This is a genomic window from Plantactinospora sp. BC1, from assembly GCF_003030345.1.
GTDB lineage: Bacteria > Actinomycetota > Actinomycetes > Mycobacteriales > Micromonosporaceae > Plantactinospora.
The window spans coordinates 7,721,295-7,734,558 of the sequence record NZ_CP028158.1 but is presented as its reverse complement, the minus strand read 5'-3'; the positions used below and the strand labels follow the sequence as shown (position 1 = coordinate 7,734,558).

The window sequence follows — 13,264 nt, the reverse complement described above, 5'->3', positions numbered from 1 at the left end:
CCGGGCCCCGGAGTCCGGGTACCCGCCCGACCGGCCGGGCAGGTACCCGGGGATCAGGCGGTGTCGACCCGGACCGGTGAGCTGGTTCGGTCGACCGAGCTGGCCCGGTCGACGTCCACGAACTCCACGTCGTGGGCGGGCAGTTCCCGCTCGGCCCGGGCCAGCGCGGCCCGGGAAGCGGTGGAGGCGGCCCAGGCCACGGCGGCGCCGACCAGGCCGGCCCCGATCAGCCATCCCCAGGGCAGTCCCGGGCGGCGGCCGGCGAGGGCGTCGTAGGCCCGACCGGCACGCACCCGGGCCTCGTCGGTCACGGCACCGACCCGGTCACCGGCGTTGCTGGTGAGGTGGGAGCCGGTCCGCCGCGCCGAGCGGGCGGTGTACTTCACCGAGTCGCCGGCCGAGTTGACCGCGCTGGTCAGGTATTCCCACGCCTGGTCGGCGATCCGCTCGGGCTTGCTCTGATGTTTCAGCAGGTTCGTTCCGAGCATCGTGCTACCTCCTCGGTTGCCGAACGCAGCGGCCACTTCGGACAGAGGCGTTGTTCGGCGCGGTTGCGGGTTGCTACTCGGGAGGTGCCCAGGTGTCTTTCCTGGCAAACCCGCGATCGCCAGGTTCTCAGTCGACCAGGACGACCGGCGCACGTCGGGCGAAATCGTCGTCGTCACCGTCGTCGTCATCGCCTCCGCCGCCGAATCCGCAGGCGAGTACCAGAGCCAGCAGCGCGCCGACCCCGGCGAGTCCGATCAGTTTCCTCAGCATCAGGTGTCCCTTCCCGAGCCCGGATCGCCGTCCGACGACGGCCGATGCGCCCATGCTAGGTGCTCGCTGGTACCGCCCGCCCCGTTCGGCGACACCGGTCGCACCGGCTCCAGCGGCCCCGGTGGTGCCCGGCTGTCGCATAGGCGACAGGGATTCGGGTACCGGCACGGCTGCGGTCGGGCGAGGTACGACACAGGGCACCGGTGGCCCGCCCCGACCTGCGGGACGGCTACGCTGAGGACGTGACGGTGGAGGTGCGGAAGCGGACGGTGCAGGAAAATTTAGCGTAGTTTGCCCCGTTACCAGCGTGGTTTGTCGGCTCGTTGAATAGATTGCCCGTCCGGAAGGGTGGCGATCGGGGCCGTGAGAGGAATACTCTCGGTCGCGGCCCGCGTACTGATTAGGCGCCCGGACATGGGCGAGTGGAGGTGCTCGCGTGAGCCTGTCGATCGTCAAGTCGGTCCTGCCTGGCGGAGTTGTGGAGATCGCCCCTCGGGGAGAAATCGACGTCGATACGGCGTACGAGGTTCGTGAGGCGATCGCCGGGGTTCTGACCAAGGGGCGACCGTCCAGGATCGAGCTCAACATGCGACTGGTCAGCTTCATCGACTCCGTCGGCATCAGCGCCATGGTCGCCGGCTTCCAGACCGCGGAGGTCAGCGGCGTCAAGCTCGTGGTCACCGAACCGAGCCGGTTCGTCCACCGGCAGCTCTGGGTCACCGGGCTCCTCGGCCTGTTCGGCGCGCCGGAGCCCTACTTCGCGGGCGCCGCGGCCGTCGCCGAGGAGGCGAAGGTTCCCGGCGTCTGATCGTCCCCGGCCCGTGGCGTGGTCGTCGCGGCCCGGGAACCCCTCATCCGCCCGCTACCGTGGATCGTCGAGTTCCGACAGGTCCACGTCGGACGCCTCGGTGACCGCCCGGATCGCCGTCACCGAGGCGTAACCCTCCGCCAACCAGGCCACGTCCGTGCCCGGCTCGACGTGCTGGCCGGACTCCTCCAGGGCGGTACGCACGAAACCCCTGCCGGCTTCGGCCACCGTCATCTGCACCTGCCCGAACCCGGCCAGGGTGCCCCGACGCACCCCGCGCAGCCGCTCGTACGGCAGGTCCGGGGAGTTCACGTTCAGCACGCTGTGCACCGGTCCGGCGGTCAACCGGGGCAGCAGATCCAGCGCCACCCGGGCCGCGGTCGCCCAGTGCCGCCGCTCGTCCCGGTGCGGACGGGTCACGGCCACCGCCGCACCGCCACTCCCGGTGCTCGCCTCGTGCACGGAGAGTACGTCGAGGGAGACCGCCATCCCGTGGCAGCCGTTCGCGGCGGCGGTGAACGCCGCGCCGACCGTGCCGGAGTGCAGCACCGCACGACCGGCGTTGGCGCCCCGGTTGATCCCGGAGAGCACCACCGTCGGCGCCGGCCCGAACGCCTCGTGCAGGGCGATCAGTGTGATCAGCGCCGGTGAGCCGGCCACCCCGTAGGCCGGTACGCCGGGCAGTTCCTCGATCGGGTGTTCCTCGACGACCACCCGGCCGTCCCGCTCCACGGCACTCATCGCGGCACTCGCGCCGCTGGCCTCCTCGCTCGGGGCGGCCACCACCACGTCCAGTCCGCGCTCCACCGCCGTACGCGCCAGCCAGCGCAGCCCGGGAGCCGCGATGCCGTCGTCGTTGGTGACCAGTACCCGGATCGTCATGCCGTGCCCTGTACCCGGATCGTCATGACTTCGTCGTCCGGTGCGCCAACTCGTCCGGGGTCAGCCGATCCTGCCGGTCCACCTGCATCGGCGCGAGTGTCACCCGGTCGACCAGGCCGGCGATCGCGTCCGGCCGACCGGTGCCGAGCCCGTGCCGGGTGACGTTGAGCGCCCCCGCCGCCGCCCCGGTCCGGATGGCGCGCCGGAGGTCGCCGCCCTGGGCGAGCACCGCCGCCACCCCGGCGGTCATCGAGTCGCCGGCACCGCGCGGGTCCGCCACCTCCAGCCGGGGCATGTCGAGCTGGGCCACCTCGCCGTCGATCAGCACCAGGGCCGGCTCCTCGGCCCGGCTGACCACCACCGACTCGGCCCCCTGCGCGTGCAGCGTCTGGATCACCCGGATCAGCTCCGCCTCGCTGTCGTCGCTGGCCAGGCCGTCCCGGAGCAGTTCCTCGTGGCTGACCTTGAGTACCGAGACGCCGCTGTCCAGTACGGCCGCCAGGTGTTCCCCGGAGAGGTCGGCGACCACCCGGCTGCCGTTGTGGCCGAGGTCGGCGGCGAGCCGGCGGTAGATCTCCGGCGCGACCAGCGAGGGGTGGCCCGGCCCGCTGAGGATGCTGACCTCGGCGCTCAGCCCCTCGCTGAGGGCGAGGTTGTAGAGCTCGTCCAGTTCGTGTCGGGCGAGCGGGTGGCCCGGCACCGAGGCGATCTCCTGGCGGTTGCCGTCCCGCCGGTCGTGCACGTAGCCGCCGCTGCTGGACTCCCGGTGGATCACCCGGAGGTCGACCCCCTCGCCGGCGAGCAGCGGTTCCAGCACCTGCCCGATCTCGCCGCCGAGCCCGGCGCAGAGCACCACGTGAACGCCCAGGCACTTGATCATCCGTGCCTGCCACACGCCTTGGCCGCCGGGATGGAGATGGATCTCGGTCTCGTCGGCGGGTTGGTCGATCGTGACCGTCAACTGGGGATCCGGGGCAAAGACCATGACATGTCCGCTCATGCCCGTTAGATACCCTCTTAGTGGTTATTTATGCAGCTCGCCGGCCACTCCTGCGGCCCCACGGCTTGTAGGTCGAGAGCACCGTGGCGACCACCAGCAGCGTGCTGGAGACGATCGGCGCCGCCAGCAGCCCCTGCCGGGCGTCCTGCGGGGTCGCCGCGCCGAGTTCGGCGGCCTGGAGGTTCGGCAGCAGCGCGAAGAGCACCGCGCCGAGCATCACGGTGGTGATCACCAGCTTGACCAGCACCCACCGGTGCCTGACCAGCCCCCAGGGGGTGAGCAGCGCGCTGGCGACCCCGACCAGCCAGGCGAGCACGCTCAGCGGTACGAAGACGGTCTGGCCGACCAGGGCCGTCGCCGGATAGACGACGTCGGGGTCGGCGCCGTTCGACCCGGCCACGCCGAGGGTCAGCAGCACCAGGTCGATCCCCAACCAGCCGACCGCGGTGATCACGTGCAGGGTGAGCAGGGCTTTTCGCCATGGCGGAGAGAGCTTCACGGCGTCGATGCTGCCGGCGGAACGCCGCCGGGGCGTCGTGCCGGTGTGGACCGGCCGGCTACGCAGCTCGACGTAGCGGCGGCGGCCCAGCCCGGGCCGGCGGCGGGTGGTTCCCCGCGCGAGGTTCCTGTGAGTCACCATGGTGACTCACAGGAACCTCTCCGCACCGACACATCGGGGCCGGGGCGGGCTCAGCGCCAGGTGTCGGTCCAGGTCGCGGCGCAGGGGGCGGCGGACGGGGTACTCCGGGACCGGTTCGGGTCGCTCTCCCAGACCACCTGGCCGCCGTTGCGCTTGACGTACTTGTACTGCACCGTCGTGCCGGCGGGCAGGTCGACCGTGCCCCGCCAGACCGGATAGCCGGCCGAGGAGAGCGGCACCCCGTTCGCCGGATCCCAGTTGCCCAGCGCCGGGACGTTGCCGGTGACGAAGACGTTCTCGCCCCAGACCGTCGTCGCGGTGACCGCGAAGGTGGCGGCGACGGCCGGGCAGGAGCCGCCCGTCGGGGTCGGGCCGGGACCGCCACCCGAGGTCCGCGCGTTCACGTGCAGCGCCAGGGCGCCGTTGGCGGGCACGGTCGCGGTGACCCGGCCGGCGCTGTCGACCTGGTACGTCGTACCGGTGCAGGTGCCGCCGGTGAAGTCCCCGCGCATCACGTCGCAGTAGCCGCCGGCCGGCAGGCTGGTCTGGAAGGTACGCGTCAACGGGCCGCCGTCGCGGTTGAAGGCGACGTAGCCGGCGCTGCCCCGGCCGAAGGCGATCTGGTTGCCGCCGTTGCTCCACCAGTTGGTGACCCCGGCCCCGGCGGCGGCGTTGCGCAGCCCGACCATGTTCGCGGTGCTCCGCCAGCGGTGCTCGCAGGCCCAGCCGCCGTTGCCGCAGTCCACGGCGCTGGTGGTGCCGTTGCCGGTGCGCGGTGGCCCCGCCTCCGGATCGCTGAAGGTGAAGCTCGACATCACCTGCGGAACGCCGTACGGCCAGGCGATCATGAACGCCTCGGCCAGCGCGTACGCCGAGCCGTTCTGGTAGGTCAGCCGGGCCCGACCGTTGCGCTGGGTGTCGTGGTTGTCGACGAAGGCCACCGCGTCGGCGGAGCCGAGCCGCATCGACGAGGCGAGGTTGGCGAGGTTCGCCAGGTTGCCGTCCCGGAACGCGGTGCCGACCACGTCCCCGTAGCGGAACTCGGTGACGTCGCCGATCCCGGCGTACTCCTCGGGGGTGGGCTCGCCGGCGCCGCCCTCGATCACCTCGCTGAAGACGTACGGGTCGCCGGGCACGGGGTCGATGATCGCGGCCAGGTCGGCGGCGGGGAGGTGCTTGGCCGCGTCCACCCGGAAGCCGTCGACGCCGAGCGAGACCAGGTCGTTCAGGTACCCGGTCAGTTTGCCCCGCACATAGGAGGACTCGGTACGCAGGTCGGAGAGGTCGACCAGCTCGCAGTTCTGGATCTCCCACCGGTCGGCCCAGTTGGCGATGTCGTCGTTGCCGTTGCGCCCACAGTGGTGGAAGTCGCCGCTGCCGTACGGCACCGCCGGATAGTCGTAGTGGCCGTAGGTCGCGCCGCCGCTGCCCGCCCCGGTCGAGGCACCGCCGGCCATGTGGTTGACGATCGCGTCCACGTAGATCTTCACTCCGGCGTCGTGGCAGGTCCGGACCATCGCGGCGAAGGCGGCCCGGTCGCCGCGCCGGGTGGTCAACCGGTAGCTGACCGGCTGATAGTCCTGCCACCACGGGTAACCCCGACCGGGCAGTACGACGTGCTCTTGCGGTGGCGAGACCTGCACCCCGCCGAAGCCCTTCGGGCCGAGCATCGTGGTGCACTCGTTGGCGATCGAGGCCCACGGCCACTGGAACAGGTGCACGATCACGTCTCTGCCGCCCGGGCTGGTCGGGCTGGCGGTGGCGCGCTCGGCCCGCCGGTCGGCGATGCCCACCGCCAGCGCGGCGGCGAGCACCCCGGTCAGGGCGAGGGCGGTGCCTCTTCGGAGGGCGGCGGTCGGAAGTCGTCGGGTACGCATCGGAACCTCCCGTGCGCGCGAGAAGAGCGGAGGGCGGACCTGCAAGTTCTTGCAAATGTTGCCGGGAAGCTATCACCGGGTTCCGAGGCCGTAAAGCAGAGCCGAGGATCAATATCTGGCATGGTTTGCCAGGTTTGCTGGTGGTTCGGTTTGCAGAGATCGCCGTGGCCGGCGGAGGGCTCGGGGCTGTCGCCGCAGGTCCGGTGCGGGTGGGTCTTCGTCCGGTCCTTGCACAACTTTCATCCGCGCGGGGCGTACATGATGACGGCGACGCCGACGAGGCAGATGGCGGCGCCGGCCAGGTCGTAGCGGTCCGGGCGGAACCGGTCGAGCAGTACGGCCCAGCCGAGCGAGCCGGCCACGAAGACGCCGCCGTACGCGGCGAGCACCCGGCCGAAGTGCGGATCGGGCTGGAACGCCGCGACGAAGCCGTACCCGGCCAGCGCCAGCATGCCGGCGGCGACGAAGAGCAGCCCGCGGTTCTCGCGTACGCCCTGCCAGACCAGCCAGGCGCCGCCGATCTCGGCGACGGCGGCGAGCAGGAACAGCAGCAGCGAGCGGGCGATCGTCATCCCGCCATTGTCGCTGGCCGGCGGTCGCCTCGGTTGCTTGCATCGATGGCTGTCTCTAAGCTTGGTCGGCGCCACCACGCGACCGGTACGGGCTGGCCGGTGTCGTGCTGGACAGGTGATCTCGGGAGTCGGTCACTCGTTGTCGTAACAGCACTGCCGGCACGCGCCAGGGGCGGCGACGGGCCGGCAGTCGTCCGAGAGGAACTCCCATGCGGATCTCCGCACCGTACCGTCGTGTCTCCCTGGCCCTGGCCACGGTGACCGCGATCGCCGCGAGCAGCGTCGCCGTACTCGGCACGGGTCTGACGCCGACCGCGCAGGCCGCCGCCGGCTGCCTGGTCGACTACACCGCCAACCAGTGGACCGGAGGCTTCACCGCCGCCGTCCGGGTGACCGCCGGGGACACCGCGGTCAACGGGTGGACGGTGACCTGGACCTACGGTGGTGACCAGCGGATCACCAGCAGTTGGAACGCCGAGGTCAGCCAGTCCGGCGCGACCGTCACCGCCCGGAACGTGGCCTGGAACGGGTCGCTGCCGGCCGGCGGCTCCGCCGAGTTCGGCGTCCAGGGCAGCTACGCCGCCAGTTCGGCGGCACCGACCGGATTCACCCTCAACGGCGAACCGTGCAACGGCGCCGAGCCGACCACCCCGCCCAGCACGGCACCACCGACGACCAGGCCGCCGACGACCCCGCCAACCAGCGTCCCGCCGACGCTGACGCCGCCGCCGACCCGGCCGCCGACCACCCCGCCGCCGAGCGGCGGCTGCGGTGGCGCGGTGCTCTGCGACGGCTTCGAGAACCAGACCGGCACCGCACCCTCCGGCGACTGGAGCGTCAGCTACCCGGACTGCTCCGGCAGCGGCACCGCCAGCATCGACACCTCGGTCGCACACCAGGGCACCCGGTCGGTACGCATCAACGGCGCCGTCGGCTACTGCAACCACGTCTTCGTCGGCTCCACCCGGGATCTGAGCAGCGTCGGGGCGGTGCGCTACGCCCGGCTCTGGGTCCGGCACACCACCGCGCTGCCGACCTCGCACGTGACCTTCCTGGCCATGCGGGACGCCGCCGACGGCAACCGTGACCTGCGGATGGGCGGGCAGAACCGGGCCCTGCAATGGAACCGTGCGTCGGACGACGCCACCCTGCCGGAGCAGAGCCCGAACGGCGTCGCGCTCAGCGCGCCGCTGCCGGTCAACCAGTGGACCTGCCTGGAGTTCATGGTGGACGGCGCGCAGGGCCGGCTCTCCACCTGGGTCAACGGGACCGCGGTGACCGGGCTGACCGCCGACGGTACGCCCACGCACGACGTCGACGGGCAGTGGTACAACCGGGCCAACTGGCGGCCCAACCTGACCGACCTGCGGCTGGGCTGGGAGAGCTACGGCGAGGGCGCGAACACGCTCTGGTTCGACGACGTGGCGCTCGGCTCGACCCGGATCGGCTGCTGAGAGCGAGAACCGCCGGCACTGCCCAGGGGTGGCGGGCGGTGCCGGCGGTTCGCGATGGTGCGTGGCGCGGTGGATCAGTTCATCGACAGGTGTACGTGGTTGGTGTGGTCGCTGGACGGGTCACCGTTGCCCCCGTTGTACGTCTTCCAACCGCTGCTCGGCAGCCAGATCTGCTTGAACCAGATCACGTACAGCACGCCCAGTCGATCGGCGTTCCGCACGAAGTACGCCGCCAGGTTGTTGCCGTACGTCCGGTCGCCGCCGGTCGCCACTCCGCCGAACCCGTTCTTCTGGGCGGCGAAGTCGCAGGCCTGACCCTTCGGGTGCTCGCCACTGCCTCCGCTGCGGAAGCAGGAGACGAACCGGGTGAAGCCGGCCGCCTGGGCCTGCTTCAACGCGTGCAGGGTGCGCGCGGTGATGCAGCCGTCGGTGGTCGGGTCGTCGAGACTGCACGACTCGTCGGGGAAGGAGCCGTCGGCGTTGCGGGGTGCCGGTCGGGCCGACCCGCCCCCGCTGCCGCTGACTCCCGAGCCGGTACCGCCGCTGTTGTTCGCCGCCGCCAGCGCCCGTTCGGCCTGCTTCTTGCGGGTCTCCATCACCTCGACCTGCTTGCGCTGCTCGCCGATCTCCTTGTCGAGCGCCGCCTTGGCCTGGGTCTCCTTGTCCAGGCTCTCCCGCAGCCCGCGCAGTTCCCGGCTCTCGTTCGCCGAGATCGTGTCGAGTGCGGCGGCCCGGTCCACCAGGCTGGTCGGAGATCCGCTGTTGAGCAGCGCGGAGACCTGTCCGAGCCGACCGGTCCGGTACGCCATGCCGGCCATCTCGGCGACCCGTTCGCTCCGGGTCGTCACCTCGGTGCGCAGCGTGGCGAGCTGCTGGTTCAGTTCCTTCTGCCGCTTGACGGAGTTGTCCAACTTGGTCTTGGCGGTCAGATAGCCCTTGCTGGCGGCCTGGAGCTGCTCGCGCAGGCTGTCCGTGCCTCCGTCGATGTCGTCGCCGCCGGGTGCCGCGGCCAGCGCCCCGGGGGTCGCGTACTCCGGTGCCGCGTGCGCGGGTGCGCCGCCGAGTGCCGCGAGGACCATGCCCAGGGCGAGGGCCGCGGTGGTCGCGGCCTTCCGGTACGGTCTCGTGGCGCTCCGCGCGGACGCCGGAGCGTGTCGGGTGGGTGCCAGGAACGGCATATGACAATGTCCTTCCGTCAGCCGCCGACCGGGTTAGCTGACGGGTTCGGGACGGAAGATCCCTACCGCTGGCGCGGATACACCCCTGGTACGTGGTTCCCCGGCTCGCGCGTGCGATTAGGCGACGGTCCCCGCAGGCGCCGGAGGGCGCCGCCCGGCGGAGACCGGAGCCGAGCTTACCGGCAGTCGCCGTCCGGGGATACGTGGCGTTGCCGGAGTTAGATTCGCGATTTTCCCAGTTGGGCGGATGTATCCGGACAAAGATGTCCAGCGCCCGCCGGAAACTTAAGATGCCGCTAACTATCGGTGAGTCTCGACGGTCGGCGGACCCGGGAGAGCGGCGTCTCGGGCTGACCATGCGTGACGCGACGTGGCTGCCGGTCACCAGTCGGTGGGACCGCAGCCCCCGGGAGCGGTGTTCGGCTCGACCTGGAGCGTGGCGTGCGAGATGTGGAAGTCCTCGCGCAGTGCCGACCGGGCCGCGGCGAGTACGGTACCGACCTCCGCGTCGCGGTCCAGCCTCAGGTGCGCCGAGGCCACCTCCATCCCGGAGGTGAGGGTCCAGACGTGCAGGTCGTGTACGTCGCAGACGCCGGGCACCCCGGCCAGCCGGGTCCGTACGGCGGCCACGTCGAGGTGCTCGGGCGCGGCCTGCACCAGGATCCGTACGGCGCTGCGGCCGAGCCGCCAGGTGCGGGGCAGGATGAAGAGCCCGACCGCCAGCGCCACGATCGGATCCGCCCAGCGCCAGCCGGTCAGGATGATCACCACGGCGGCGACGATCACCCCCACCGAGTTGAGCAGGTCCCCGAGCACCTCCAGATAGGCGCCGCGCAGGTTGATGCTCTCCCGCGCACCGGCCCGGAGCAGGCCGAAGGCGGCGACGTTGGCCAGCAGGCCGAGCGTGGCCACCACCAGCATCGGGCCGGCCGCCACCCGGGGCGGGTCGTCGAACCGGCGTACCGCCTCGACCAGCACGTAGAGCGCCACCCCGAACAGCAGTACCGCGTTGGCCAGCGCGGCCAGCACCTCCAGGCGGTAGAGGCCGAAGGTGCGCTGCGGGTCACCGACCGCCCGCCGGGCCGCCGTGATCGCGGCCAGCGCCATCCCGATCCCGAGCACGTCGGTGAACATGTGCCCGGCGTCGGAGAGCAGCGCCAGCGAGCCGGTGACCAGCGCGGCGACCGTCTCGACCACCATCAGGACGGCGAGCAGCCCGAAGGCGGCCCAGAGCCGTCCCCGGTGTCGTTCCGCCGCCCAGGTCAACCGCTCCCCGTGGTCGTGCCCGGCCCCCAACCCGCCTCCTTCCGTCCCGGTCGCCCCCGCCGTCGATACTGCCGGCCGGTGAGGTCGTCCCATCCGGTAAACGACCGGATCGCTATCCCTCGTCGCCGAGGGTGGCGGCGATCGGCGCCCGGGCGGCCCGCCGGGCCGGCGGCAGGCTGGCCAGCACCGCCGCCGAGGCGGCCAGCGCGGCGCAGAGGGCGAGCTGACCGACGGGTACGGCCGGCAGCCCGTGCCCGTAGCTGCTGATCAGGCCCATCGCCGCCGTCCAGCCGAGACCGAGCCCGAGGGTGATCCCGGCCAGTGCCCCGACCGTGCCGGCGAGCGCCGCCTCGGTCAGCAGCATGGTCGCCAGTTGCCGGCGGGACAGGCCCAGCGCCCGGATCGTCGCCGACTCGCGGCGGCGTTCGACGACCGAGAGCGCGAGCGTGTTGCCGATGCCCAGCACCGCGATCAGCACCGACATGCCGAGCAGGGCGGCGAAGATCCCCAGCAGTTCGTCGAGGGTGCGGGAGAGTGCGTCGGCCTGGTCGGCGAGCCCGCGTACCCGGACCGCCGGCTGGTCGGCCAGGGCCGCGTCCAGCGCCTGCCGGCCCGCCGCCGTCGACACCCCCGGGGCGAGGTCGACCAGGAGCCGGTCCGGCTCCCCGGGGCCGTACGCGCCGGTGAACGACGCCCAGGAGACCAGGGCCGCACCGTCGACCGGGCTGTCGTCGTAGACCGCCACCACGGTCAGCGGCCCCGGCGGGCCGAGCCCGAGGGCGATCCGGTCGCCGACCCCGACGCCCCGGTCGGCGGCGAGCTGCCGGCTCACCGCCACCGTCCCCGGAGCCAGCCCGGCCAGGCTGCCGGCGGTCACCTCCGGACGGATCGGCCCGTGCAGCCGCTCGGGCGGTACGGTCCAGATCCGGATCCGGTCGTCCAGCGGCGAGTCGGCCAGGCGTACCTCGGCGACGGTGCCGAACGCCGGATCGGGGCGCAGCCGCTGTGCCAGCCCCGGCGGCAGCGGGCCGCGTACCGCCGTCGGCGAACCGTCGGTGCGGACCCGGTCCAGCACGAAGTCGACCGGGAAGTTCTCGGACAGCTCGCGTCCGGCCTGCTCCCGGGCGGTAGCCAGCAGCACGCTGAACATCGCCATCAGGGCCACCCCGATGGTCAGCGCGGTGCAGGTCGCCGCCGCCCGCCGGGGATTGCGCCGGGCGTTCGCCACGGCCAGCCGTACCACCGGGCCGAAGATCCGGGCCGGCAGCCAGCCGACCAGCCGGACCCCCCGGGGCACCAGCAGCGGGGCCGCCACCACCGCGCCGAGGAAGGCGACCATGCCGCCGCCGAGCACCAGCGGCAGCCCGGGAAAGGCCAGCGGCAACCCGACGAGTACGGCCAGCACACCGGTCCCGGCGAGCCCGAGCGCGACCGCGACCCGGGTACGGCGGCGCCGGCCAGCGCCGGCCTCGACCGCGTCCCGGGACCGGAGCGCGGCCAGCGGCGGCACCCGGCTCGCCTCCACCGCCGGCACCAGCGCGGCCAGCACCGTGACCAGGGTGCCGAAGCCGAGCGCGACCAGCACGGTCGGCCAGCGCACCACCGGGGCGTGCAGCGGGATGTCGGAGGCGACCAGCTCCCGTCCCCGGATCAGCCCGTACCCGACGAGCAGGCTGGCCAGCAGCCCGCCGATCGAGGCGAGCAGGCCGAGGATGCCGGCCTCCAGGAGTACGGCGCCGCGCACCTGCGCCCGGGAGGCGCCGACGCAGCGGAGCAGGCTCACCTCCCGCACCCGCTGCGCGCCGAGCATGGCGAAGGTGTTGTAGATGACGAACGCCGAGACGGTGAGCGAGACCAGGCCGAAGCCGAGCAGTACGGCGAGGAAGCCGTCGACGTACTTGGCCGCCTGCCGGGCGAGCCGGTCCCGCAGGTCCGCCCCGGACAGGGTGCGGGTGCCGGGGCCGGCCGCCTCGGCGATCCGCTCCCGCAGCCGGGCCGGGTCGGTGCCGTCGCCGGCCCGGACCACCACCTGGGCGTAGTCGGTGGTACCGGTCAGCGTGCCGAGGTCGGCCGAGGTCAGCGCGGCGACGGCGGAGCCGCCGAAGAGCCGGTTCACCCCGAGCTCCAGCACGCCGACCAGGCGCAGCCGGTGCGTCGTGCCGGCCCGGTCCAGCACCGTCACCGGCCCGTCGAGGGCGAGACCGGCGCCGGCCACGGTGGCCCGGTCCAGGGCGACCTCGCCAGCGGTCTGCGGTAGCCGGCCGGCGGCCACGTCGTACGGGGCGAGCGCGGCGTCACCCGGCACCGAGAGGGCGTACCCGATGTGGTCCTGACTGGTGATCAGCTTGCCGTTCCGGTCGAGTACGCCCAGCCAGGCCACCACCCGGCCGTCCGCCGCCGCCACCCCGTCGACGGCCCGGACCCGCTGCACCGTCGCCGGGGTGAGCAGCCCGTGCTCCGGCTCGACCAGCACGTCCACGTTCCGGGCCGACCGGGCCAGGTCGGTGTAGAACGCCGCCCGGGCGGTGTCGCCGTAGACCAGCGTGCCGGCGAGAAAGCCGACCGCCACCACCACCGCGAACCCGGTCAGCACCACCCGTACGGCGTGCGCGCGCAGCCCGGCCAGGGCGAGCCGGAGCAGCGGCGGGTTCATCCGCCGGGGTGCACCGGTTCGACGGGGCGCATCGGACCAGTGTCGCCGGAGGCCGAGCGCCGCGCCGCCGAGCTGTCGCGATGTGGACAGGCCCGCCGCCGCCCCGCAGTACGGCGCCGCCGCGCCGTCGGCCGGCCCGCCGACGAACTCGCCAGCCATCGGTGGCCCGCGATTC

At 72.8% G+C, this 13,264-nt stretch carries 12 protein-coding genes and 1 riboswitch; of the genes, 2 read left to right on the top strand and 10 right to left on the bottom strand.

Annotation, left to right across the window (positions count from 1 at the left end; genetic code table 11):
- Nucleotides 1–53: 53 nt before the first annotated feature.
- Both C6361_RS33950 and C6361_RS33945 read right to left on the bottom strand, forming a co-directional pair.
- On the bottom strand, nucleotides 54–488 hold the full coding sequence (locus tag C6361_RS33950; RefSeq protein WP_107270238.1) for a hypothetical protein: 435 nt from the start codon (nucleotides 486–488) through the stop codon (nucleotides 54–56).
- A gap of 127 nt (nucleotides 489–615) precedes the next feature.
- Nucleotides 616–759: a hypothetical protein gene (locus C6361_RS33945; protein ID WP_159079606.1), complete on the bottom strand. Its 144-nt coding sequence runs from the start codon at nucleotides 757–759 to the stop codon at nucleotides 616–618.
- A gap of 436 nt (nucleotides 760–1,195) precedes the next feature.
- On the opposite strand from C6361_RS33945, the gene C6361_RS33940 reads away from it, so the two are divergent.
- Nucleotides 1,196–1,567, top strand: coding sequence for an STAS domain-containing protein (locus C6361_RS33940; RefSeq protein ID WP_107261820.1), 372 nt, complete (start codon nucleotides 1,196–1,198; stop codon nucleotides 1,565–1,567).
- 54 nt (nucleotides 1,568–1,621) lie between these two features.
- On the opposite strand, the gene surE is transcribed toward C6361_RS33940, so the two are convergent.
- The 5 genes from surE to C6361_RS33915 form a co-directional block, all read right to left on the bottom strand.
- Nucleotides 1,622–2,449, bottom strand: coding sequence for a 5'/3'-nucleotidase SurE (surE, locus tag C6361_RS33935; RefSeq protein ID WP_107261818.1), 828 nt, complete (start codon nucleotides 2,447–2,449; stop codon nucleotides 1,622–1,624).
- 22 nt (nucleotides 2,450–2,471) lie between these two features.
- Entirely contained in the window at nucleotides 2,472–3,449 is a 978-nt protein-coding gene (locus C6361_RS33930) for a 1-phosphofructokinase family hexose kinase (protein ID WP_234359173.1), read from the bottom strand.
- Between the two features lie 28 nt (nucleotides 3,450–3,477).
- Entirely contained in the window at nucleotides 3,478–4,089 is a 612-nt protein-coding gene (locus tag C6361_RS33925) for a hypothetical protein (protein WP_107270236.1), read from the bottom strand.
- Between the two features lie 50 nt (nucleotides 4,090–4,139).
- Complete coding sequence (locus C6361_RS33920) at nucleotides 4,140–5,966, bottom strand: carbohydrate-binding module family 20 domain-containing protein (protein ID WP_107270235.1); 1,827 nt, start codon at nucleotides 5,964–5,966, stop codon at nucleotides 4,140–4,142.
- 239 nt (nucleotides 5,967–6,205) lie between these two features.
- The gene (locus C6361_RS33915; protein WP_107270233.1) at nucleotides 6,206–6,538 is read right to left on the bottom strand and encodes a YnfA family protein; all 333 of its coding nucleotides are present in this window, start codon (nucleotides 6,536–6,538) and stop codon (nucleotides 6,206–6,208) included.
- 209 nt (nucleotides 6,539–6,747) lie between these two features.
- Between C6361_RS33915 and C6361_RS33910 the strand changes: the two genes are divergently transcribed.
- Nucleotides 6,748–7,992, top strand: coding sequence for a cellulose-binding domain-containing protein (locus C6361_RS33910; RefSeq protein WP_107261808.1), 1,245 nt, complete (start codon nucleotides 6,748–6,750; stop codon nucleotides 7,990–7,992).
- 74 nt (nucleotides 7,993–8,066) lie between these two features.
- Here the strand turns inward: C6361_RS33910 and C6361_RS33905 are convergent, their stop codons facing one another.
- From C6361_RS33905 to C6361_RS33895, 3 genes are all read right to left on the bottom strand, one after another.
- Nucleotides 8,067–9,170, bottom strand: a complete 1,104-nt coding sequence (locus C6361_RS33905; protein ID WP_369930914.1) for a coiled-coil domain-containing protein — start codon at nucleotides 9,168–9,170, stop codon at nucleotides 8,067–8,069.
- 6 nt (nucleotides 9,171–9,176) lie between these two features.
- Nucleotides 9,177–9,304, bottom strand: a riboswitch (cyclic di-AMP (ydaO/yuaA leader).
- 247 nt (nucleotides 9,305–9,551) lie between these two features.
- On the bottom strand, nucleotides 9,552–10,466 hold the full coding sequence (locus C6361_RS33900) for a cation diffusion facilitator family transporter (RefSeq protein WP_107264339.1): 915 nt from the start codon (nucleotides 10,464–10,466) through the stop codon (nucleotides 9,552–9,554).
- 82 nt (nucleotides 10,467–10,548) lie between these two features.
- Entirely contained in the window at nucleotides 10,549–13,248 is a 2,700-nt protein-coding gene (locus C6361_RS33895) for an ABC transporter permease (protein WP_107270231.1), read from the bottom strand.
- Nucleotides 13,249–13,264: the final 16 nt, after the last annotated feature.

Excerpts from the sequence above, each read along its gene's own strand:
- C6361_RS33950 (WP_107270238.1), bottom strand. The coding sequence starts at position 488 with ATGCTCGGAACGAACCTGCTGAAACATCAGAGCAAGCCCGAGCGGATC.
- C6361_RS33945 (WP_159079606.1), bottom strand. The coding sequence starts at position 759 with ATGCTGAGGAAACTGATCGGACTCGCCGGGGTCGGCGCGCTGCTGGCT.
- surE (WP_107261818.1), bottom strand. The coding sequence starts at position 2,449 with ATGACGATCCGGGTACTGGTCACCAACGACGACGGCATCGCGGCTCCC.
- C6361_RS33930 (WP_234359173.1), bottom strand. The coding sequence starts at position 3,449 with ATGAGCGGACATGTCATGGTCTTTGCCCCGGATCCCCAGTTGACGGTC.
- C6361_RS33925 (WP_107270236.1), bottom strand. The coding sequence starts at position 4,089 with ATGGTGACTCACAGGAACCTCGCGCGGGGAACCACCCGCCGCCGGCCC.
- C6361_RS33920 (WP_107270235.1), bottom strand. The coding sequence starts at position 5,966 with ATGCGTACCCGACGACTTCCGACCGCCGCCCTCCGAAGAGGCACCGCC.
- C6361_RS33915 (WP_107270233.1), bottom strand. The coding sequence starts at position 6,538 with ATGACGATCGCCCGCTCGCTGCTGCTGTTCCTGCTCGCCGCCGTCGCC.
- C6361_RS33910 (WP_107261808.1), top strand. The coding sequence starts at position 6,748 with ATGCGGATCTCCGCACCGTACCGTCGTGTCTCCCTGGCCCTGGCCACG.
- C6361_RS33905 (WP_369930914.1), bottom strand. The coding sequence starts at position 9,170 with ATGCCGTTCCTGGCACCCACCCGACACGCTCCGGCGTCCGCGCGGAGC.
- C6361_RS33895 (WP_107270231.1), bottom strand. The coding sequence starts at position 13,248 with ATGGCTGGCGAGTTCGTCGGCGGGCCGGCCGACGGCGCGGCGGCGCCG.